Below are 22439 nucleotides of genomic sequence, written 5' to 3' on the forward strand. Positions count from 1 at the left end.
GGCGCCCAGCACCTTCGACCGCAATTTGGACGTTCAAGAAAAAAGGAATTCATCCTGGAAACGCTTGCCGGCTGGGTCGCCCCTGTCGCCACAATGATCGCTGCGATGATGACCGCTGCCAATCTCGGGGCGCGTGTCACCGGCTGGGGGTTCGTGATCTTCACGGCCGGATCTCTTGCCTGGTCACTCCTCGGTTTCGCCACCGGGCAGACCAACCTCCTCGCCACCAACGTTTTCCTGACCTTCGTCAACATTGTCGGCATCTGGCGGTGGCTTGGCAGGCAACGCGCCTATGAGGACGGCGGTAAGTCCGCCGAGGCGGCAAGTCGCCGATCCCGTCACCCCAATCTTTTCACCGCCACGGGCATCAGCGGGATGCCGGTCGTAACCGCAGATGGCCGGGCCGTGGGCAAGGCGGTCGAGGCGCTGGTGGCTTGCGAGACGGGGCATGTCAGCTATGTGGTTGTGGCCTCGGACGGCGTCGGTGGCATCGCCGAGACTCTCCGAGCGGTCGCGCGCGCAGATATCCGCTTCGCCTGCGAGAAACTTGAACTGGTCTGTGCCCTCGATCGCTTCGAGGCGCTCCCATCCTTGAAGGAAGGCGATTGGCCCGCCGCGCCCGTCGCTGTTGAGCCGGAGCTGATGCGATGACGCAGGCGCGCGGTTTGGGCGAGACGGCCTTCATACTATGGCAGGCGCTGATCGAAGGGGATGTCCTGTATCTCGCCGACGACGAGCAAATGGCAGAGGCGACTGCCGATGCGCTCAGGGCGCTGGCGCCGGACAATCCTGTCATCTTCCTGCCTTCCAGCGATGCGCTGCCGGGCGATACCGCTCCGGCTTCGCCGGCCAATGTCGGTCACCGCGTGGCGGCGCTCAGTGCGCTTCGGCGGCTTGGGCAGGACCCCGAAAGATCGCCGCTCGCGACGATCATGAGCGGAGAAGCGGCAGCGCGCCGCTATGCCGATCCCGCGTCTTTCGAGGTTGCGCCGCCGTCCCTCAATGTCGGCGACCAGATCGATCAGGCGACTTTCGCGAATGATATGGCGGCGGTGGGCTATGTCGAGGACGACCGTGTCGATGAACCCGGCGAAGTGTCGGTTCGCGGCGATGTCATCGACATATTTCCCGCGGATGCGGGTTCACCTGCGCGCATCGAGATCGCCGATGGCACGATCAGCGCTATCCGCCGTTACGATCCTGCCTCGCAGCTCAGCACCCAGAACTGCCACTCGTTGGCGATTGGACGCGCGCTCGAACCCGATGTCGGCGCAGGCACATCGATCCTAGCGCATCTGCCGCCGGGCGCGCTCTTCCTGTCGCCTAAAGCAGACGCGCGTCGCCAGCGCTTCATCCGGCTGGCCGAGGACGCGGCCCGTGGCAAGGACAGGATCGTTGATGCCATTGGCGAGGCAAGTTGGGCGGCTGCCCTGGCCGAATGGGCGGTGCACCCTCTCGACGCGAACACCGTTGAGCCGATCCCCCGCTTTATCGAAGAACGCTCGCCGCTCAGAGCGCTGGCCCGGTTCGTTAAGCCCCTCCTCCACGGTCGGCGCCTTGTGCTGATCGGCAGTGAACGGGATATCCGCTTTCTGCGGCCTCGTCTCGCGGGGCGGCTGAAGATTTCTCTGCCCCTCGTCGAAAATCTGAGCGCGGCCACGGCGCTGGCTGCAGGCAGCGGGGCCGCGTTGATCTCACCGATCGATCATGGCGCTCTGACCGACGCCGTCCTGCTTGTCGCTGCCGGCGACCTGCTGGGGAGCCGAGCTCTTATCGATGCGGCGACCGAGCCGGTTATGGCGGCGCTCGCACGCAGCGGCGGCGACATCAGGCGCGGCGATGTCGTCGTTCACGAGGATCATGGCGTCGGTCTGGTGGCGGGTCTGGAAGTCGATCCCAGCGATTCCCGTAGCGAGACGATCGCGCTGGAATATACCGGCGGGTCACGCCGTCTCGTCCCGGTGCGCGAAGCCGCCCGGATCTGGCGCTATGGTGCGGACGCGGACGCAGTCTCGCTGGACAAGCTCGATGGATCGAGCTGGCAGAAGCGGCGCAGCGACATCGCGGCGGCCGTGGCCGAGAACGCACAGGCCCTCCTCGCTTTGGCGGAGGAGCGTGCGCGTCTCACCGCACCGATCCTCGAACCGGACCCGGCGCTTTATGAGCGGTTCGTCAGCGGTTTTCCGTTCAATGAGACCGCCGATCAGGCGCGCGCCGCGCAGGCGGTGCGGGACGATCTGGCCAGTGGTCGCCCCATGGACCGCCTGGTGATTGGCGATGTGGGGTTCGGCAAGACCGAGATCGCCTTGCGCGCAGCCGCCTTGGCCGCGCTGGCGGGGTACCAGGTCGCGGTCGCGGCGCCGACGACGGTGCTGGTGCGCCAGCATCTGCAGACCTTCGAGCAGCGCTTCGACACTCTCGGAATCAAGTTGGCCGGGCTTTCCCGTCTTTCAACTGCGGCCGAGAAGAAGATGGTCAAGGCTGGATTGGCGGACGGCTCTATCGCGATCGTGGTCGGCACGGGCGCGGTGATGGGCAAGGACGTGCGTTTTGCCAGGCTCGGTCTGGTCATCATCGATGAAGAGCAACGGTTCGGCGCCGCCGACAAGGCCCGGCTGCGAGGCCGCCACGATGTTCATCTCCTCGCCATGAGCGCGACGCCTATTCCGCGAACTTTGCACCGGGCGATAATCGGCCTTCAGCAAATGTCTATCATTGCGACCCCGCCGGCCCGGCGGCAACCGATCCGCACAAGCTTGATCGAGCTCGATGACGCACGCCTGCGCACTGCCTTGCTGCGCGAACGCGCGCGCGGCGGCCAGAGCTTCGTAGTCGTCCCGCGTATTGACGACATGGCGCCTTTTTCGGAGCGGCTTCAGCGCATCGTCCCTGGCCTTGTTCGGATCGAGGCCCATGGCAAATTGCCGGCGAAGGATATTGATACGGCGATGGTCCGCTTCGCCGGTGGCGACGGCGATATCTTGCTGGCAACCAACATCATCGAGGCCGGGCTCGACGTGCCGCGCGCCAATACCATGATCGTCTGGCGCGCCGATCGCTTTGGATTGGCACAGCTGCATCAGCTGCGCGGAAGGGTTGGGCGGGGTCATCGGCGTGGCCAAGTGCTTCTGGTGACCGAAGGTGCCGACATTGCCGCGCGCACGATGAAGCGGCTGCGGACGCTGTCGACTTATGACCGGCTCGGTGCTGGCTTTGACATCGCCGCCGCCGACCTCGACCAGCGGGGCGCGGGCGATCCGCTCAGTGATACCCAGGCTGGTCACATGAAGCTCATCGGGGTCGATCTCTATCAGCATCTGTTCGAAAAGGCCCTGAAGCAGGCGCGCGGGCTGACGGACCTTGATTGGATGCCCGAGATCGCCCTCCAAGGCGCGGGAGCGCTGCCGGAAGCGTGGATCCCGGAGGAGGATATCCGGCTTGGCCTCTATGTGCGGATCGCACGCGCGGGCGACGAGGGCGAGATTGAAGCTATGGAACAGGAGCTTCTCGATCGGTTTGGCCCTCTCCCCTCGGACGCGCAGCAGCTGATGGCGCTCGCGCGCATCGCCTTGCTGGCCCGGATGGCGGGGATTGTCCGGGTCGATGCCGGGCCGGCCGCCATTGCGCTCACGCCACACGGCAAGCAGATGCGGCCGCCCGGTGGTCTGGGCTTGATCGCAAAAGACGGGCGGTGGCTGCTCAAGGAGGCGACCGAGGACGCAGAGCGATCGGCTCGCGTCACCGAACTCCTCGAAGCCCTGGGCGAGGTCTCGCTATGACGGTCGCGGCTTCGAGCAGGAGCGACGACGAATCACCGCTCGACTGCCTGATCATCGGCGGGGGCCCTGCCGGGCTTACGGCAGCCATCTATCTCGCACGGTTTCGCCTTTCGATCCGGATCATCGATGCTGGCCAAAGCCGGGCGTCGCTTATCCCACGGACACACAATCATGCTGGATTTCCCGGCGGCATCACCGGTCTCGACCTGCTGGGGCGGATGCGGTCTCAGGCCGAGGAGTTCGGGGTCGATATCGTGTCGGGGGCCATCGAGTCTCTTGCACGAGCGGAAACGGGGTTCGTGGCGAGGAGTGGTGCCAGGAAGTGGCGGGCGCGCTCGGTGCTGCTGGCGACCGGCGTCGTCAACAATCGCCCGCCAATGGCATCTGACCTTCATGACATAGCCCTGCAACGGGGACTGCTGCGCTATTGCCCGATCTGCGACGGCTATGAGGTGACGGACAAGTGCATCGCCGTCATCGGAACGCAGACCCATGGCCACAATGAAGCTCTGTTTTTGCGGATGTATTCCGCAGACGTCACGCTCATCTCTCCGGCCGGCGGTTATGCGCTGAGTAGCACCGAACGGCAAAGGCTGGTTGAGGCGGGGGTTGTGCTCCAAGACGGCCCTTGCGAGCCTTTGACCATCGACGGCGACCATATTCTTGTGCCGATCCCGGGCGGCGTGGCGCGGTTCGACACCGCTTATCCAGCGCTCGGCTCCGCGATCCGATCCGAGCTCGCTACCGAGCTTGGCGCGACGGCCACGGACGAGGGATGCCTTGTGGTCGACCCGCATCAACGCACCACGATCGCCAGCCTCTACGCAGCGGGCGACGTCACCAAAGGGCTCGATCAGATCAGCCACGCCATGGGGGAAGCTGGCGTCGCAGCGACGACGATCCGAAACGATCTAGCGGCCATCGCGCCGCTCCTGCGCTGATTGGGCGCGCAGGATCAGGCCTTTTTAAGTAGGATAGCATACGATCCGCCGTCTTGCAGGGCGGTCAGGGCGCGTCCGGCGCTTAGCCGTTCAATCCGCCGAGCCTGGCTCTGCCATCCTGCGATGATGTTCCGCCAATATGGACTGCGGCACCACGCCTGCGGTCGCGACCTGCAGCTTGTTCGACCAGCCCGACACGATGTGGCCCTTGCCCGCCATGAGCGCGTCCCATCCATCGCGAGCGACCTTGGCCGGATCGGCCTTGTGGGAATCCTGGCCAACATCGGTGTCGAGCATGCCGGCCCGCGCGAAAAATTCGGTGTCCGTGGCGCCGGGCATCAGGGTCGTGAGGGTGACCCCCTTCATGTCCTTGATCTCGTTCCGAAGCGCCTCGGTCACATTATCGATCATGGCTTTGGTGCCATTATAGACGGCGTTGAATGCGCCGGGGATGTACCCCGCTATCGATCCGGTAACGAGGATTTTGCCGTCGTCCCGCGCCACCATATCGCGAAGCACTTTTTGCAGGAGGTAGAGCGTACCCGTCACATTGGTGTCGACGGCGTGGCGCCAGATTTCTACAGACTGGTCGAGGAACGCGCCGCCCGTGCCGGTGCCGGCATTGGCGCAGAGAAGGTCGATGCGTCGGCCGCCGGCAGCCTCGATGAGCCGGTCGACGCCCTCGATCGACGACAGATCGACCTCGAGGGCCTCCACCTCGCCGCCTTTGGCGCGGAGATCATCGGCAGCGGAGGCGATCAATCCTTCGTCGGCGGCAATGAGGAGGTCATAGCCCTGCTCGGCCGCGAGGTGCGCGAGCTCAAAGCCGATGCCGGTCGATGCGCCAGTGATCACGGCGAAGCGTCTGGTCATATCCATACCTTCAAGCCCCCGGAAGTTTGGCCAGCATGGCGATATGGTGCTGGACCACGGTGACGATTTCGCCAGCCGCCGTCTTCAGGGCTGGGCTATCGCCACTTTGCTGATAGGTCTGATGCAGCGTCAGGGCGGCGGCGTGCGCCTCACGCTGGGCAGCGACATAGGCGGAGACGGCCGCAGCCCCCGTCGCGTTCTTGATCGTGTCGAGCTTCGTTTGCTGATCGGGCGCGAGCGCGGGCGGAGCGACCGTGAGCCCGGCGCTGGTCGCGGCCGTCTTCAGCTTTTCGGTCGACTGGCTGTGCGCTTCGATCATCATTTGCGCGAAATCCTTGACCGCCTTGTCGTCGCTCTTTCCGAGGACGGCGCGCGAAGATTCGATCTCGAACAAATCTCCGGCGCCGGCCATCGCCAGATAATTGGCTGCGGTGGTCGGCGATGGGCTCGCCGCGTTGGGTGCCGGCGTCGTGTCCGCGACGTTCCTCGTCACGGAATTGGCGTCGAGCGCCTCCGAGGCGGGCGTGCCGCTCTTCGTATCGTTGCACGCCGCTGCGAGCAGGCAGGCGGCAAGCGCGGCTCCATGGTAAAGCTTCATCGTCCGTCTCCTAGTGGTTCAGCGTGCGACCCGGTCGAGGCCGGGCTTGAGCACGATCTTGGTCACGTCATTCTGAGAGTCATGGAACATCTTGTAGCCCTCGGGCGCCTGTTCGAGCGGGAGCCGGTGGCTGATGAGGAAGGTCGTATCGATCTTCCCCTCGACGATGGCATTGAGCAGGGCCGGCATATAATGCTGGACGCTGGTCTGGCCAGTCTTGAGCGTCAGCCCCTTTTCCATGAAGGCGCCGAGCGGGAACTTGTCGACGAACCCGCCATAGACTGCCGGCATCGAGACGCGGCCACCCTTGCGACAGGCGTGGATGGCCTGGCGGATCGAATGGGTCCGGTCGGTGCCCAGGAACAGCGATGCCTTGATCTGGTCGATGACATTGTCGACGAAGAAACCGTGAGCTTCGAGCCCGACTGCGTCGATCACGGCGTCGGGGCCGATGCCGCCAGTCATTTCCATCAGCGCTTCGTAAGTTTTCGATTCCTCGAAATTGATGGTCTCGGCGCCGAACCGCTTGGCGAGTTCAAGCCTGTGCGGGAAATGGTCGATCGCGATGACCCGCGCGGCACCCATAAGGAACGCCGACTGCACGGCGAAGAGCCCGACCGGCCCGCAGCCCCAGACCGCTACCGTGTCGCCGGGCTCGATGTCGGCATTTTCCGCCGCCTGCCAGCCGGTCGGAAGAATGTCCGACAGGAACAGCACGTCGTCATCGTCGAGGCCATCGGGAATGACGATTGGGCCGACATCGCTGAACGGCACCCGGACATACTCAGCCTGGCCGCCTGCATACCCCCCCGTCAGATGACTATAGCCGAACAGGCCCGACATGGGCTGGCCGTACATTTCCTGGCCGATATCCTGGTTGTCGGCGGGGTTGCCATTGTCGCAGGCCGAATATTGATGCTTGCCGCAATGGTAGCAGCTGCCGCAGGCGATCGTGAACGGCACAACCACGCGCTGGCCTTTTTTAAGCGTGGACTTGGGGCCGGTTTCAACCACCTCGCCCATGAACTCATGACCGAGAATATCACCGGCCTGCATGGTCGGGATATAGCCATCGTAGAGATGAAGGTCGGACCCGCAGATGGCGGTCGAGGTGATCTTGATAATCGCGTCGCGGGGATTGAGAATCTCTGGATCGTCGACCGTGTCGACGCGGACGTCATGCTTGCCGTGCCAGGTGAGCGCGCGCATCAGGCTTTCTCCTCATCCAGCTGAGCCATCGTCCAGGCCGCAGTTGCTATTTCACCGGTCTCCATCAGCTGCTTGAACCGGCGCAGATCGCGGCGCGCCTGAATGGCAGGTTCGCGCTGAAAGAGCTTGGCTATCAGCTTGCCGAGCGTGCCGGCCGGGGGATCATAGGCGATCGTCGCTGTCACTATGGTGCCGCGGTCGCCCGCGTCGCGAAACTCCACGCGCCCGCTATTGGGGACGTCAGCGCCCTCGGCGGACCTCCAGGCGATCAGTTCGCCGTCGCTTTCCTCGATAATCTCCGCATCCCACTCCACCATGGCTCCAGCCGGCGCTTTCACGACCCAATGGGAGCGCGTCTTTGATAGACAGTCGATGCGCTCGACATTGTCCATGAACGTCGGGAGCTGCTCGAAGTCGCGCCAATAGGCGTAGAGTTCGGCGCGGGGGCGATTGATCGTCACAGTACGACCGATCAGGTCGGCGCTCTCGATGCCAATCAGGTCCTCGGCAGAGTCTTGCCGAACCTGCGCATTCTTGGATGTGGTCAGTGGCGCGTCATCGGACATCGTTCGCAGCTCCTTCTCCGTTCGTTTGTGGCGGCTCCGACGCAAACAAGTATTCGTCTTGTCTCTCGGTAATCTCGAGACCGCCGGACCTTTGCGAAGGGGAGGCAGCGTCGCTCAGAGAGAACGCGCGGAGACGGGGAAGTACCCGGCTATCGGCGAAAACTAACCTGGATCGACACGATTTCTGTCAGTTGCGGCCAGAAAAGGAGATCGCGAGCGAGGATGCGCGGACCGATGGGCTGATCATCGCGTTCTGACTTTACTATCGTAGAAGAAGAGGAAAATGAAATGACTGTTTCGGCTGAACAAACAGAGGAAAAGCGAGGTCCGCTCGGCGATGCACGCCCGGATGCGACGGAAAGCGATACAAAGACGCCCGGCGGGCAGGCTCCTGAAAAGCCAGAGGATCGCCCTAATGTCGGCTCGGTCAAGCCGGAAGATTATCCTGACCAAGCATAGTTTGTTGTTCAGGTTATCCTTCCCCTGTTCGCATCAGGCGCCCGGCGTCAGGTCCGAGCACGGGGACGGGGACGGGAGCGCTTGCTCTATCACGCCGTCGCTGGTCAAGCGTGCTCCCTGAAACGCCATTGATGTTGGATGAGTTTTTTTAAACAGAGGGTCGGCGGCTTGAATGGCCGACGAAGCGATTGCGCTGATGGGACGCCATTCCGAGATCGAGGTCGTGGTGACCGATATTCAGATGCCGGGCTCAATGGATGGACAGAACCCAGTCATTAAATTCGCGACCGCTGGCCGCCGACGACGCTTATCCTTACCTCCGACAAGGCCACGCTCGACACCACCAGTCTGCTGGCGGACGCCTGTTTCCTGCGCAAGCCGATCAACACCAAGCGGCTGTTCAGCTTTGTCGGGATGCCTCACTGACGCCAGTTGTGCTCGCCAGTTGCGCGTAAGCCTGATCGATGACTGGCCAATGTCTCAGACGTTCGCTGTCGGGTTAAAGGAGCCATAGCGCCTCCAGCGGGCGGGCAGAGCGTTTGACCCCTCGGTTAGGAAAAACCCTAGCGAGCAGCAGTCCGTCGAGCTCAAATCGGAGTTTCTCGGAGGCGAGCCATTGGCGGATGTGGGCTGAGGCAAATAGGTGTCATCGCGGCTAATAATTCAGGTTTGTGTGTTGGGTGCCTCGACATAAACTATAAAGCGGTAACGGTAGTTTTCGAGCTTTGCTGCGAAGCGAACCGTGTTCGCTGATTACGCCATCGAGGCGATTGACGACGATAGATGGCGAAGGCTCGTGCTCACGTTAATCAGGGCCAAGTCATCTTCATACGGGATGGCCGTTGTTCAGTTCAGCGAGCATTTGTTCGAGCCGACGACGCTTTGCCTCATGGATTTTCGCGTCTCTGATACAGCGCAGATATGCCCGGATGACCGAATTACAATTCAGCAGAAGTCAGACGCTTTGAACGAGTCCTGGCGCGGCGAGACGATGCTTGACTCCTACATCTAGGCATTTGGCGGACTCGACGAAGGATCGAACGTGATAAGCTCCCGCTCGATGCAGCCCTCGATCGCCAATGCTTCTCTGCCTGATGGGCTATGTCCGCTTCCGGGAAAGCTGCCGACTATCGTTATTCCCACAAATGGCCGGCTCTGGTCGAGGGTGTGTAAAAACGCGAGACTGTGTTATATTTTTCCTGGATTTGCGGGAGGCTTTGAGATGGGCCGTTTCGTCGAAGGGGAAGACCGCCGGCAGGATTTTCTGCTGCCCGCATCGCTGGATGATTACGTGTCTGAGGACAACCCGGTCCGGGTGGTCGAGGCCTTTATCGACGAGCTTGATTTACACGCGTTGGGTTTTGCCGGCGCGACGCCTGCCGAGACCGGTCGCCCGGCCTACCATCCTTCGACGATGCTCAAGATCTATTTCTACGGCTATCTGAACCGGATCCAGTCGAGCCGTCGGCTCGAGCGTGAAGCGCAGCGCAATATCGAGCTGATGTGGCTGACCGGACGTCTCGCACCCGACTTCAAAACCATCGCCAACTTTCGTTGTGACAATGGACCGGGGCTTCGGGCGGTATGCCGGCAGTTCGTCATGCTGTGCCGGTCGCTGGGGCTGTTCGGACAGGCGGTGGTCGCGGTTGACGGCAGCAAGTTCAAGGCAGTCAACAACCGGGATCGCAATTTCACGACAAACAAGGTCGCCAGGCGCATCGAACAGGTGGACGCCAGCATCGAGCGCTACCTGGCGGCACTCGACCGGGCCGACCGCGAGTCCGGTGATGTCGCCGAAGCCAGGACAGACCGGATCAAGGAGAAGCTCACCCGTTTGCGCCGCCACATGCAGTTGCTCAAGGAGATGGAGCGCCGGGTCGAAGCAGTTCCCGACCATCAGGTCTCACTCACCGACCCGGATGCGCGCTCGATGAACAGCAGCGGCCGTGGGACGGGTATCGTTGGCTATAACTTGCAGGCTGCCGTCGACACCAAACACCATCTGATCGTCGCTCACGAGGTTGTCACCGAGGGCAACGATCGCGTCCAGCTCGTGCCGATGGGCCTGGATGCCAAACACGCCATGGGGGTCGATGAGATCACCGTCATTGCTGATCGCGGCTATTACAATGGCGATCAGGTGCTGGCCTGCGAGGGGACCGGCGTGCTGCCGTGCATTCCTAAGTCGCACACCGCGATCGGCATCAAGACCGGCATGTTTAGCCGCCACGACTTCGTCTACGACGCTGAGCAAGATCATTACATCTGCCCTGCGGGCGAGACGTTGACCAAGGCGACTGCCCCCTCCGATCGTCGCGACGACATGGATCAATATCGCAATCTTGCCGCATGCCACACATGCGTGCTCAGGCCGCGCTGCACGCCAGAAAAAGTAAAGCGCGTCATGCGCTGGAAGCACGAAGGCGTGCTCGATGTCATGCAGGCGAGGCTCGACCATATGCCCGATGCGATGATCCAGCGCCGAAAAACCGTCGAGCACGTCTTCGGCACCCTCAAATCATGGTCGAGTAGCGCGCATCTTCTGACAAAAACGCTCGAAAAGGTCCGAACCGAAATGAGCCTCTCGGTTCTCGCCTACAACATCAAGAGAATGATCCGGTTGTTCGGCGTGCAGCCCCTCATCCAGGCAATCCGAACCTGACCAACCGACTTCCAGCGGGCCCCATACGGCTGCGACGACGCTCCGATCATCCCGTGCAGAAGCGTTTTTACACGCCCTCGGTCGACTGCTGCCGAAGACTTTCAAGGTCGGCAATGCAGGGTACAATTTTGCGTTAGAGCGCACTCATCTAGAATTACATTGGTGCTTCGCCATCGCGCCATCCGCTTATTTTTGCCTCGCCGAAACGAAATCTCTCCCTTGACAGTTATTCCGCGGCAAGTTCGGCATGTGGCCAAAATTGGGGGAAGTTGAATGGTTGTCAAACAAAGATTAGAAAATGGCGGCCTGATCGTGTTCCTAGTAATTGTGACGATTGGACTCACGCTCGTGATTTCGAGCTTCCTAGGCGCATTGCTGTGGGCAGCGCTCGCAGCGTTGCTGTTCCAGCCGCTGTATCAGCGCTTGCTGGTGCGGTGGCCAGGCCGCCGGAACCTTGCATCCGCGCTAACGCTGCTAATCATCACCGTAGCGGTGATCATCCCCTCGCTGGTTATCGGCAGCCTTGTCGCTGAGCAGGCAACAGGTGTCTACACGCAGATCCGCAGTGGACAGATCAACTTCGCTTTATACTTCGAGCAGATACACAACGTCCTGCCCCGCCGAGTGCAGGACTTGGTGGAGAATGCAGGCTTCGGCACATTCGAGCGGGCTCAGGCCAAGATTTCGGAAGCCGTCAGTAACAGCGCCAGCATCCTGACGAAACGGGCGCTGGCCATTGGCGCAAATGCCGCGGCGTTCATGCTCGCTTTTGGCGTCGGCCTCTATGTCACCTTCTTCCTTCTACGCGACGGGGGAACGCTCGGCCCCGCAATCGTGCGCGCCCTACCTCTCGAACCCTCGGCGGCCGAGCGGATCGCCGCCCGTTTTGTTACAGTCGTGCGCGCAACTATAAAGGGATCGGGTTTGGTAGCGCTTGTCCAAGGTGCCCTGGGCGCGATTACCTTCTGGATTGTAGGTTTGCCGGCAGCTCTTGTTTGGGGAATGTTAATGGCGATAACCGCCCTCCTCCCGGCGATCGGCCCGGCCATTATCTGGGCACCGGTCGCGGTTTATCTTCTTGCTACCGGTGCGATATGGCAGGGCATTGTCGTCATTGCGTCCGGTGTTTTTGTCATCGGACTTACAGACAATATCCTTCGCCCGATACTGGTCGGGCGGGATACTGGTATTCCCGATTGGCTGGTCCTGGTCACAACGCTAGGCGGGATCGAGCTGATAGGCTTGAGCGGGATCGTGGTAGGTCCACTCGCTGGCGCTCTGTTCATGACCGGATGGCAGATCCTCACGGAGCAGCGTTTCGCGAGCCCATCGCTTCAAACTCAATCCGTGGCAGATGCAACGGATGACGCCTGAGCGAAGGATCTGCTCTTGAGACATTGCTGCTATTCTGGTCTGCGTGCTCGAACGACGGCGTTCGCTAAAAGCGGACTAATCGTGTCATCAGAGAGGAGGCTTCGGAGCCTGATCTTCGACGATTTCTGGAATATCGACCTGCAGAGCGATCGTATAGAAAATGAGCGTGACATAATTACAATATCAACATTTTCGGTTGGAGCGTAGAAATGCTTATGGGTACCTAAGCGTCGTGCATTTGCCACAATTTTCTCATCAAACGGGGCAAGACTTTGACCCCCAATCGCACACCGGCTTCAATAGCTTCAAGCGCCCAATCGGCTGTCCTCAGTGTTCAGGTCGGTGATCTCCTTTAGCGCCGGCGCCCTCCCTCGCATAGCCACTGCGCCCATGTGTTGCGTATGGTTTAGCCATGTGTTCTGCATTGACCACCACGACGCAGCAGTCACCGAGCCTGCCTTCAAAAAATGCCTCGACCTTTTCAGGGATTGTTTCGCCTGGTTCGGTATGGTCGCTGCTGACAAGTGAGCGGAGTGCGTCATCAATACTCCAAGGCGTTCAGAAATTACCTGCCTCGAAGCATTCATCATTTCGACTGCGCGAAGTCTTATTTCAACACCGAATAGCCTAAGGCCATCGGACGAGCATAACCTGAAAAGCCATCATACACCCGCTGGGATTCAGCGTCCGAAGCTTGTTTCTAGACCGGTTCCGCCGCTGAGATGAGGCTCGTTCCGGTCCTTTGGACAGTATCAGGTGTCATGATGATGGCAACCCCGCCAAGGCCATCTAGCATCACAAGTTCCTCTTCCGCGCTGGCGACAACGGGTTTAGTCAGGGGCTGCGGCGTATTGAAGAATTCAGTCATTTGGTCGGCCTTTGGTGCGAGGACAGGGCGTCAGTCGATTGCAAGTCGATATAAAGATAAGCCGGATCGAAATGGCCTTGATCGGCCAGCTTTTCGGGGTCAAGAATTTCGACGAGGGAAGATCGGAAGACGCACAGCTTTTGCTCGCGCAGTTGCCGCAGCACCCGGTAGATGTGAACGTTGGTGAGACCGCAAATCTCTGCCAGATCGGGCTGAATAAGCCCCAGCGCAAAGCGCCTGCCATCGCTCAGACCCGCCGACATGAGGCGAACATTGGTCTCGCTGATAAAATGCGCGATGCGCTCGACGGCATTGAGGCGGCCGAGCCGAAACAGCCAGGCGCGGTGTATCGCAGCGTCGATCAAAGTCGAGAACCGGAGTTTGAGCGTCAGTTTCGGGAGCTCTTGGGCAAGGATTTCGAGTTCGCTGTGCGGCACGAGGGCAACGGTTGCCGCTGTCATCGTGGCAACGTCGTGATCCAGCACCTCTAGTGAAAAGGCATGCAGATCAACAAAGTCCCCCGGAACGTGGACCGCAACCAATTGTCGCAAGCCATTCCGGTCGATGTATCGCGACATGAAGCCCTCGATCAGCAAGATGCTGTGATCGAGCGGCTCGCCGGCAGTCAATACGTTCTGGCGTGGCGACAGTGTTTTTACCTCACTGATGGCCGCCTCGAAACGGGCGCGTTCCTCAACCTCCAGATGCACCGCCTGTGTCTGAGGAACCGTTCTGTGAACATAGGTAGCGAACCTCGCAATGGGCGCAGCACACCAGCGACAGGGTCTGTGCCAACCTATAACGGGCTGAGCGCAGGGCCGTTGCTTCCCCCCCCAATTAATCGTGATGACACAGGTTAATTTACGTTACGGAGCGGCAACTTCGCTCGGCTGCACCTGTTCGACCGATAGCACTCAACATCAACGCAGACCCATGCCCGACCGAACTCGGCATGACACCAGTTGCGTCCAACAATAGTCAGATGAAGGGCAACATGGCTAATAAGTCCCCGACGCCTTCAGCGGCCCGCATCAAGGCCAAGCCTATTGTCAGTTTCACGCCGCCCGATTCGTCGCCCGCCGATATCGGCGGCGAGTCTCCGCAGAAAGCCGACGTGATCCCTTCAGATGCCGCAATCGCATTTGCCTATGAGGAGACCGAAGGTTCAGGCGGAAAGACACGACAAAGTGCAGGAGACGACGTTGCAGCATTAACGACACAGCACGGCATCCCGGTCGCGGACGACCAGAACAGCCTCAAGCAAGGCGCGGGCGGGCCGTCGGTTCTGTTCGACGCAGTGGCGGTGCTGGTTTCCGCCCAAGGCACAGCCCTGCTCTCGCGCACTGCGGTGGCCAAGGACTTCGCCACCGATGCCTTTGCGCATTACAAATGTATCGGCATCAGTGCTGACGCCGAACCAATCTTCGCAAAAGCAGGCATAGTGGACGATCTGGACGAGGGCTGTCTCGCGATTGCAAAGCCGGCTGACGCCCAAGCCTTTATCGAGGCCTGCGGTGCGCTGCGCTACTGGCCCCGGGAAGCGGCAATCGACTTGGCCGCGCTACCAAAACACTAAGCCCGTGAATTTAAAATAACGGAGGGGCTACCGAACTTGTAGGCCCCGCCCAACTGTGAGGAACATCCTGGATGCGGATCGGCATCATCGCCCATTTAAAATACCCGATTATCGAGCCCTTCGCCGGCGGTCTCGAGATGCACACTCACCTGCTTGCGCGCTCATTGAGCGAACGAGGGCATTCCGTGACGGTGTTCGCTTCCTCTCGCTCTGAAGCGCAACTGGGTCTGGAGGCCATCTGTTCGGAAAGTGCGATTAGCACGGTTGGCACGGCCGAAGCGCCCGATATCGCCTTTTTCAAGGAGCACCATGCGTATCTTAGCTTGATGATCGAGCTGCGCCACCGACGCTTCGACGTGATCCACAATAATAGCTTGCATTATATCCCGGTGACGATGGCCGACAGCTTGCCGATGCCAATGGTAACGACACTCCATACCCCACCCTTCTGCTGGCTCGAGAGCGGAATTCGCCTGTGCCGCGCCCGCAACAATGCGTTTGTCGGCGTGTCCGAAGCCGTCTCACGCCTATGGCAGCATGTCATGCCGACAGATGGGGTGATCCTGAACGGCATCGACCTCGATCGCTTTTCCTACCGTTCGGCACCGGACCCCGAGGGCTATCTGGTCTGGTATGGGCGCATCGTACCGGAAAAGGGATTGCACCTCGCTATGGCGGCAGCCCGTCAGGTGGGCTTGCCGCTCAAGATCGCTGGCCCGATCCTGGACAAGGTCTATTATCGCGAGCAAATCGCGCCCCATCTTGGAGTCCAAGCGGTCCATGTTGGCCACCTGTCCCATGGCAAGCTTGCCGAACTGGTCGGCGGGGCAAGGGCGTTTCTTTGCACACCGCTGTGGGACGAGCCTTATGGTTTGGTCGTCGCCGAGGCGCTTGCGTGCGGTGTTCCGGTCGCAGCGTTCGCGCGTGGTGCCATTCCGGAAATACTCGATGATACCTGCGGCGTGTTGTCGTTACCCGATGATGTGGACTCTCTGGCGCGCGCGGCGCTGCAAGCGCTCTCGCTCGGTCGTCGCGACTGTCGTCGGCGCGCTGAAGCGGTCTGTGATGCCAATCGGATGATCGACGCTTACGAAGCCTTGTACCACCGCATGACAACGAGCGGCGGCAAGGGTTTGCGGTTGGTTGGCAAAGCTGCCGAGCAGATGCCGGCAGTCGCTTTGCCCGCCGGGTCGTGGCCTGACGCCGCCATGGAGACACCGCTCCATGTCTGAGGAGGTTCAACGGGCAACCACTGATGTTGCTGAACACGTGCAGCATCTGGCGATGTGTGTATGCGTCCCTGCCCGCAATGAAGGTGATCGGCTGCCTGCTTTCTTCGAGGCAATTGCCGCCCAGGATTGGCCGGGGCGGATATGCGTGGCGATCGCCGTGAACAACACGACGGACAACAGCCTGGAGCAAATCGCGCGCGCGCGTGTGCGGCATGCCGACCGCCTCGACATACGCGCGACCATTGCAGACTTTCCGCCGAACCTGGCTCATGCCGGGTCCGCGCGCCGTCTGGCGATGACGGAAGGCCTCCGCCAGATTTCAGACCTCGATCGAGGCGTCCTCGTCAGTACAGACGCGGACACACGTCCGCCGACCGACTGGCTTCGCAACATCGCTGCCGCCTTGGCGCGTGGAGCCGATCTGGTCGGTGGCAAGATCGTTATCGATCAGGAGCGCGAGCCCCTTCCAGACGCAGTGTCCCTGCTTTACCAGCGATGGGACCGCTACTGGGCGCAGGTTCGAGACATTGAGGATCAGATCGATCCGGTTGAATGGGACCCCGCCCCGCGACACGGCGATCACACCGGCGCGTCACTCGCCATTCGCGCCAGATTGTACCTTGCCTGCGGGGGCGTGCCGATCATCCCCACAGGAGAAGACCGCGCGCTGGTAATGGCTGCTCTGGCCGAGGGGGGACGGCTAGCCCATCCTGCGAACGTCTTTGTGTGGGTTTCGCCGCGAACGGAGGGTCGCGCCGAAGGCGGTATGGCAGCGGCAATGCGAGAACTGTTCGAGACAGCACGAGAGGCCGTAGTCCCCGTGGCGCCGGCGTTTCGTCACTGGGCCGAACGTGCCTTGTGGAGACGGGCGATACGGCACAGCGCTGATGGCCAGGCGGGTATCGTTCTTCAGGAACCAAATCTCCCCGCCATGCCGCATGATATGCGTTTGGAGGACGTGCGATGATCGACCGGCCGATCGGCTATTATGTCCATCACCACGGCGCGGGGCATCTGGCGCGAGCAAAAGCAATTTTCGACGCCGCAGATGGACGGGTCACCCTGCTCGGCACGAATATCGGGTCCGCAGGGATCGATCTTGCCGACGATCGCGCTGCCTCTCAGACGTTCGATGGCGCGGATGGTATCGGCAAGCGGCCGGACGCGCTGCACTATGCCCCGCTGGATCATCCGGGCGTCCGCTCGCGGGTAGCGGCGATTGCGCAATGGATCGACGAAAGTTCGCCGTCTCTGATGGTGGTCGATGTCTCGGCAGAAATTGCAATGCTGGCCCGCTTGGCCTCAGTGCCCGTCATTTACGTGCGACTGAACGGGGATCGTAACGACACCGCTCATCTGGAAGCCTTCCGGGGTGCGTCCGCCTTGCTCGCACCGTTTCATAAGGATCTCGAAGCTGACGCCACGCCGCTGTGGGTTCGACAAAAAACGCGCTATTTCCCAGGAATTACGGCCGCACCTATGGGCTCCTTCGAGACCGCACAGAACACCGTCCTTGTCGTAAACGGGAGAGGTGGAAAGGGTGGAGACGGTGCGGCAATCGCGGCGGCTGCCGCGCAATGCCCGGGATGGCATTGGCGGGTCATCGGACCCTGTTCCCTACCGCCAAGCGCGCCGCCGAACCTGACGATGCTCGGCTGGGTCGACTGTCCCGAACGTGAGGTGTCCGCAGCGACCCTGGTCGTAGGTGCAGCAGGCGACGGACTGGTAAGCCACCTGTTGGCAGCCGACCGGCCGTTCATCTGTCTGCCTGAAAATCGAGCGTTCGATGAACAGCTGGCAACAGCGCGCGGACTATCAAAGGCTGGCGCTGCAGTGGTTCTGTTGCGCTGGCCTGAGCCCGCGCAGTGGCCCAATCTGATTCAGAAGGCGTTGACACTGCCTGGCAAGCTTCGGCGCCGCTTGCATGATCCTGCGGGGGCAACCAGTGCGGCGCAATGGCTTTTCAGAATGGCCAACTCGTCCGGTACCAGCTGGGAGGAGGCAGCATGATTGGTGCACAGAGCCTGACATCAAAAGCTGACACCCCTCAAGAACGGGCGCGCTCGATCATGGGCAGGCTGGTCGACCTTGGGGCGCGTTATGATGCCGCGCCAGTTTTTCCCATCGAAAGCCTGAAGCTGCTTCAAGGCGCCGATCTGCATCGTACCTTTGCGCCGCAGGATGCGGGTGGTGAGGTCTTTGCCGACCGCCAAACACAATATGACTGCATGTTGTCGCTGCTCCGGATCATCGGGCGTGCGGACCTGAGCGTCGGCCGGCTTTATGAAGGGCATGTCAATGCGATGCTCCTGTTCGAATGGTTCGGAACAGATGCGCAAAAAGATGTGCTGCGTCGGGCTCTGATGAGCGGAGCTTTCTACGGTGTGTGGGCGACAGAACCCTCGCCGGGTGTGCAGCTTCGGGAAAGCGGAGCGGGCTGGACTCTGGACGGGGTGAAGTCCTTTGCAACCGGCGCGGGCGGCCTCGCTTCGGCAATTATAACGGCGCAGCCGGGGAAAGGGTCTCGCCGGCTCGTCATTGCCAGAGCTGATGACGAGAACAGGACTGATTTGTCGCAATGGCGGGTCCGGGGCATGCGCGCGACCGGCAGCGGCCAATATGATCTGGGCGGAATGAACGTCTCGGTCGACGACCTGCTTGGCGAGGCCGGCGACTATGATCGCGATCCGGATTTCACAACAGGAGCCTGGCGGTTCACCGCCGTCCAGCTCGGCGGCATTGAGGCGCTGCTTACCGAAACGCGGGCGGCCATGTCGTCAGCAACGCGCGAAAATTCGCTGCAACGCGCGAAGTTTGCCGATGCGGTCGCCGCGACCCGCACTGCCTATCTATGGGTGAGAGAGTGCGCTTGCCGGGCAGCGAAAAGCGATCCCGATGGTCCGGCATTTGCGCGCATGACCCGTGGTATCGTTGAGCGTGCTGCTCTGGATGTCATGGAGTTGGCCAGCCGTATCATTGGTACGCGAAGCGCCGTCGATGGCCAGCGGATCGACAAGATCATTCGCGACCTCAGTCTCTATCTCCGACAGGCAGGGCCTGATTATGCAAAGGATCAGGCGGCCCTTGCCTGGCTCGACCATGACGTCTGGGCCGACGGAGACGCTCTTTGGTGATGCATCTTGGCTCCGCGGTTCCAATCGAGAAACCTCCCTGGAGACGGCGCCGATGGCTGATTCTCGCACCGCATCCCGATGACGAGACGCTAGGCGCAGGCGCCCTTATCGCACAGGTCGCAGCCGCAGGCTGCTTTGCGGGGCTGATTTTCCTGACTGATGGGTCGGGATCGCACGGCGCAGATGAAGTCGATCCCGCCCGGCTCATTGCTACGCGCAAGCGCGAAGCGCGACGGGCGCTGCAGCGGCTCTCCAGTAAAATGAGCCCGTCACCCATTTTTTTAGGCTGGAAAGACGCTTTCCCCGAAATAGCTGGTGGAGCCGCGTTCGAACGCAGTTGCCACAGGCTGGTCGCCTTGTGCGCGCGATTGCGCGTCGATGTGCTGGCCACCACGACTTCGAACGAACCGCACTGCGACCATGCTGTGGCGAATGAACTCGCAAATACCGTTCAGACCATCTCAAAGCGACCGCTGGCGATCGCCGAGTATGTCGTCTGGGGCACGGCTCCGTCACCAAGCACCCATTTGTCGTTGATTACTGCGCCAATGTTGCCGGGCAGACGGCGCCATGCATTAGCGGCTCACCGCAGTCAGCTCACAGCATCGCTCGGCGCAGGGTTTCGGTTGCCCAAGGACAAGCGGTCGATGGCAGACCGCGACTTGCTCTATGTGAGGAGACGTTAATGACTCGCCACCAGAGCACCCTGCCCCCAGACTATTTCGAGGAAATGTTTCAAGGGACGAGCGATCCGTGGGATTTTGAAAGCAGTCCCTATGAGCAGGCAAAGTTTGCGGAAAGCATCATTTCTCTAGAGGGACGACACTACGTGGCCGTTTTCGAGGTCGGATGCGCGAGAGGCGTCCTGACCTCGCTGCTTGCCGACCTCTGTGCATCGCTGCTGGCGATCGATGTGAGCACGACTGCGCTTGCGGCCGCACACAACCGAACCGCAGGCTGCGACCACGTCAAAATCGCTCAAATGGCCTTCCCGGAGGAGACACCTGCCGATTCGTTCGATTTGGTGGTCTGGTCCGAGGTCGCCTACTATTGGGACGATGCGGACCTCCAGCGCGCGGCGGCGTGGCTCGTCGATCACCTTGTTTCAGGCGGTGACCTTCTTCTCGTCCATTACACAGGCGATACCGACTATCCACAAAGCGGCGATGACGCTGTCGACAAGACCTTCAGGATACTGGGACCAGAATTCTCCGTCCTGAAGACTGATCGACATGAAAGCTATCGGCTCGACCTGTGGCGGCGACTATCATGAGCCTCAGTGTTTTGACGATCGTCAAAAACCGCGCCGGGCATCTTGGTCAGCTGGTAGAGGGATTGAGGCGCAGTGTCGTCCAGCCTGCCGAGCTTATCATCGTCGATATGGCAAGCGCTCCGGCCGTGACGCTTCCCGATACGGCTTTCCCCACCACAATTATTTCCCTCAGCGGTGGACGCTTGCCATTGGCAGCGGCCCGCAACGCGGCGGCCCAAGCGGCAACCTGCGACAATCTGCTGTTCCTAGACGTAGATTGTATCCCGATGCGGGATCTCGTGGGCGTGATAGATGACCAGCTTCGGCGAACTGCCGGCCTGATTTGCGCCGAGGCGTTTTATCTAAGCGGTGCCGATGCGCGTGGGAATTGGACTGAGGACGAATTACTGGCCGTCGCACGGCCGCACCCTGTCCGACATTTTCCCACATCCGGAATGCGCGAGGAAGCCAACGCCGGTTTGTTCTGGTCGCTGGTCTTTGGGATCCGTCGTACCCAGTTCGACAGGCTAGGCGGCTTTGACGAAGCTTTTTCGGGCTATGGGGCGGAGGACACCGACTTTGGCTTTCGCGCGAAGTGCGCCGGCATTCCGCTACTTTTCATGGGCGGGCCAGGAGCCTTCCATCAGCACCATGAAGTTTTTGACCCTCCGCTCCCGCATATTGAGGACATCGTGCGCAACGCGCAGCTATTCTTCGATCGCTGGAAAATCTGGCCCATGGAAGGCTGGCTGCAAGCATTTGGTGAAGAAGGGCTCATCTGGCGCGATGAATGCCAAATCAAGTTAGTGCGTTTGCCGACGGCTGATGAAGTCGCAGGGGCGCGGCGCTTATCTGCTTTCTAAAACAAGTGGCGGCATACCCCCCGCCGCCTAAAAATCAGCCCTCCATCGAATGCTTGATATCGCGGATTTCGTCATGACCTGCCTTCACGCTATCATAGGCCGATGAAATCAACGTCTGTACGGCTGGTGAGAGCTCGCGGTCACCCAGTGCGTCCTCATATTTAGCCTTTATGTGATCTTCGCCAGCTTCGACTTCGTTGATGATCGCCTTGTCGTCATGACCCATCACTACCGACTTGAGGTTAAGGAAGACGCGGTGTGCCCCAGCGAGCGCGGTGCCCTCGTCCTTCGGTTCGCCGCCGAGCGTAGCAACTTCCTGCTGCAGCCTCGTCACGAGCTGGCGACGTTCGCTGGCGAGGCCGGTGAACAGCGTCACGAAGCTGGCGTTCTTGGTGTCTTTTGCTGCCTCGGTATATCCCTCGACGCTGTCGAGCGTGGTGGCGATGAGGCTATTTAGCGCAGACACATCGTTGGTGGACTCGGACATATTGGATTCCTGACATAGTCGACCGCCGCAGGGGTGCAGCGAACTCGTGCGTCCAACGGCTCGATACCCGCAAAGACCCTTAGAGCGGGCGAAAATTAACCTCTGTCAGTACGATTTGAGCCGTGTCCCGCGCCGATGGTTGTTGCTGTTCGCCGGCACGATGGTGCTCCGAGGTGGAGGCTTGCTCATTACGGGTTTGGTAAAGCTCATCCAAATCTCCGATTTGACGAGAACCATCTGCACCGCCGGCGAATGAGGTAGGCAGGTAGCAGAGTTGTTGAAATTGACCTGGTCGCCTTTAATTGGGATACCGCCAAAATCGATAAGCTCGGCTTCTGCCTCGACCTGGATGGCTGCCTGTTTAGAAGCCGTGTTCCGAAATGCGAGTTGAACGTCGCCAGCAGGAAGCACTGAGCTGCAAGATGATCAATCTGCGCGGCTTTCAGAATTGGTTGGAGACTGCAACTCGCAATCGTTACTTTATTGATCGCGCTCCCGATATTACGGTTGAACCGAGGGTGGACCTATATATCCTGATGGTTTGCCTAACTCGTTGCTGGAATGAG

The 22439-nt window shown here is 60.7% G+C and carries 20 protein-coding genes; 13 read left to right on the forward strand and 7 right to left on the reverse strand.

Features of this window, described 5'->3' with window-relative positions; genetic code table 11:
- Window positions 1-93: 93 nt before the first annotated feature.
- Genes BHQ40_RS02510 through BHQ40_RS02520 form a run of 3 tightly spaced genes read left to right on the forward strand, consistent with a single transcriptional unit; the run spans window position 94 to window position 4720 of the window.
- Window positions 94-651, forward strand: coding sequence for a PRC-barrel domain-containing protein (locus BHQ40_RS02510; protein WP_083276645.1), 558 nt, complete (start codon window positions 94-96; stop codon window positions 649-651).
- Window positions 648-3779 (forward strand): TRCF domain-containing protein, encoded by a 3132-nt coding sequence (locus tag BHQ40_RS02515; RefSeq protein ID WP_070151875.1) that lies wholly within the window; start codon window positions 648-650, stop codon window positions 3777-3779. The genes BHQ40_RS02510 and BHQ40_RS02515 overlap by 4 nt, the downstream gene beginning before the upstream one ends.
- On the forward strand, window positions 3776-4720 hold the full coding sequence (locus BHQ40_RS02520) for an NAD(P)/FAD-dependent oxidoreductase (protein WP_070151877.1): 945 nt from the start codon (window positions 3776-3778) through the stop codon (window positions 4718-4720). The genes BHQ40_RS02515 and BHQ40_RS02520 overlap by 4 nt, the downstream gene beginning before the upstream one ends.
- A gap of 90 nt (window positions 4721-4810) precedes the next feature.
- Here the strand turns inward: BHQ40_RS02520 and BHQ40_RS02525 are convergent, their stop codons facing one another.
- The 4 genes from BHQ40_RS02525 to BHQ40_RS02540 are packed head-to-tail and all read right to left on the reverse strand — an operon-like array spanning window position 4811 to window position 7966.
- Window positions 4811-5593 (reverse strand): SDR family NAD(P)-dependent oxidoreductase, encoded by a 783-nt coding sequence (locus BHQ40_RS02525; protein WP_070152209.1) that lies wholly within the window; start codon window positions 5591-5593, stop codon window positions 4811-4813.
- A gap of 10 nt (window positions 5594-5603) precedes the next feature.
- Complete coding sequence (locus tag BHQ40_RS02530; RefSeq protein ID WP_083276646.1) at window positions 5604-6191, reverse strand: DUF4142 domain-containing protein; 588 nt, start codon at window positions 6189-6191, stop codon at window positions 5604-5606.
- Window positions 6192-6209: 18 nt separating this feature from the next.
- Complete coding sequence (locus BHQ40_RS02535) at window positions 6210-7400, reverse strand: zinc-dependent alcohol dehydrogenase (protein ID WP_070151879.1); 1191 nt, start codon at window positions 7398-7400, stop codon at window positions 6210-6212.
- On the reverse strand, window positions 7400-7966 hold the full coding sequence (locus tag BHQ40_RS02540) for an SRPBCC family protein (RefSeq protein ID WP_070151881.1): 567 nt from the start codon (window positions 7964-7966) through the stop codon (window positions 7400-7402). Before BHQ40_RS02540 ends, BHQ40_RS02535 begins: the two co-directional genes overlap by 1 nt.
- Before the next feature lie 1681 nt (window positions 7967-9647).
- Between BHQ40_RS02540 and BHQ40_RS02550 the strand changes: the two genes are divergently transcribed.
- Together BHQ40_RS02550 and BHQ40_RS02555 are read left to right on the forward strand one after the other, a co-directional pair.
- On the forward strand, window positions 9648-11087 hold the full coding sequence (locus BHQ40_RS02550; RefSeq protein WP_070151885.1) for an IS1182 family transposase: 1440 nt from the start codon (window positions 9648-9650) through the stop codon (window positions 11085-11087).
- Between the two features lie 273 nt (window positions 11088-11360).
- Window positions 11361-12461 carry an AI-2E family transporter gene (locus BHQ40_RS02555; RefSeq protein WP_070151887.1) on the forward strand — a complete coding sequence of 367 codons (1101 nt, stop codon included), beginning with the start codon at window positions 11361-11363 and terminating at the stop codon, window positions 12459-12461.
- 700 nt (window positions 12462-13161) lie between these two features.
- Here the strand turns inward: BHQ40_RS02555 and BHQ40_RS26025 are convergent.
- Entirely contained in the window at window positions 13162-13329 is a 168-nt protein-coding gene (locus BHQ40_RS26025) for a hypothetical protein (RefSeq protein ID WP_171905733.1), read from the reverse strand.
- Window positions 13326-14039, reverse strand: a complete 714-nt coding sequence (locus tag BHQ40_RS02565; protein WP_070151890.1) for a Crp/Fnr family transcriptional regulator — start codon at window positions 14037-14039, stop codon at window positions 13326-13328. The genes BHQ40_RS26025 and BHQ40_RS02565 overlap by 4 nt, the downstream gene beginning before the upstream one ends.
- A gap of 242 nt (window positions 14040-14281) precedes the next feature.
- Here BHQ40_RS02565 and BHQ40_RS26460 point away from each other — a divergent pair, with 242 nt between their 5' ends.
- The 8 genes from BHQ40_RS26460 (at window position 14282) to BHQ40_RS02605 (ending at window position 21386) form a co-directional block, all read left to right on the forward strand.
- On the forward strand, window positions 14282-14905 hold the full coding sequence (locus BHQ40_RS26460; RefSeq protein ID WP_216094845.1) for a hypothetical protein: 624 nt from the start codon (window positions 14282-14284) through the stop codon (window positions 14903-14905).
- 71 nt (window positions 14906-14976) lie between these two features.
- On the forward strand, window positions 14977-16137 hold the full coding sequence (locus tag BHQ40_RS02575; protein WP_070151894.1) for a glycosyltransferase family 4 protein: 1161 nt from the start codon (window positions 14977-14979) through the stop codon (window positions 16135-16137).
- The gene (locus tag BHQ40_RS02580) at window positions 16130-17104 is read left to right on the forward strand and encodes a glycosyltransferase family 2 protein (protein ID WP_070151896.1); all 975 of its coding nucleotides are present in this window, start codon (window positions 16130-16132) and stop codon (window positions 17102-17104) included. The genes BHQ40_RS02575 and BHQ40_RS02580 overlap by 8 nt, the downstream gene beginning before the upstream one ends.
- On the forward strand, window positions 17101-18147 hold the full coding sequence (locus BHQ40_RS02585; RefSeq protein WP_070151898.1) for a glycosyltransferase family protein: 1047 nt from the start codon (window positions 17101-17103) through the stop codon (window positions 18145-18147). Before BHQ40_RS02580 ends, BHQ40_RS02585 begins: the two co-directional genes overlap by 4 nt.
- Entirely contained in the window at window positions 18144-19271 is a 1128-nt protein-coding gene (locus tag BHQ40_RS02590) for an acyl-CoA dehydrogenase family protein (RefSeq protein WP_070151900.1), read from the forward strand. The genes BHQ40_RS02585 and BHQ40_RS02590 overlap by 4 nt, the downstream gene beginning before the upstream one ends.
- Complete coding sequence (locus tag BHQ40_RS02595) at window positions 19271-19957, forward strand: PIG-L deacetylase family protein (protein WP_083276647.1); 687 nt, start codon at window positions 19271-19273, stop codon at window positions 19955-19957. The genes BHQ40_RS02590 and BHQ40_RS02595 overlap by 1 nt, the downstream gene beginning before the upstream one ends.
- Entirely contained in the window at window positions 19957-20544 is a 588-nt protein-coding gene (locus BHQ40_RS02600) for an SAM-dependent methyltransferase (RefSeq protein ID WP_070151902.1), read from the forward strand. Before BHQ40_RS02595 ends, BHQ40_RS02600 begins: the two co-directional genes overlap by 1 nt.
- On the forward strand, window positions 20541-21386 hold the full coding sequence (locus BHQ40_RS02605; protein ID WP_171905734.1) for a glycosyltransferase family 2 protein: 846 nt from the start codon (window positions 20541-20543) through the stop codon (window positions 21384-21386). The genes BHQ40_RS02600 and BHQ40_RS02605 overlap by 4 nt, the downstream gene beginning before the upstream one ends.
- Before the next feature lie 34 nt (window positions 21387-21420).
- Here the strand turns inward: BHQ40_RS02605 and BHQ40_RS02610 are convergent, their stop codons facing one another.
- Window positions 21421-21873 (reverse strand): PA2169 family four-helix-bundle protein, encoded by a 453-nt coding sequence (locus tag BHQ40_RS02610; RefSeq protein WP_070151907.1) that lies wholly within the window; start codon window positions 21871-21873, stop codon window positions 21421-21423.
- Between the last annotated feature and the right edge of the window lie 566 nt (window positions 21874-22439).

The organism is Sphingobium phenoxybenzoativorans (assembly GCF_001757355.1).
Taxonomy (GTDB): Bacteria; Pseudomonadota; Alphaproteobacteria; order Sphingomonadales; family Sphingomonadaceae; genus Sphingobium; species Sphingobium phenoxybenzoativorans.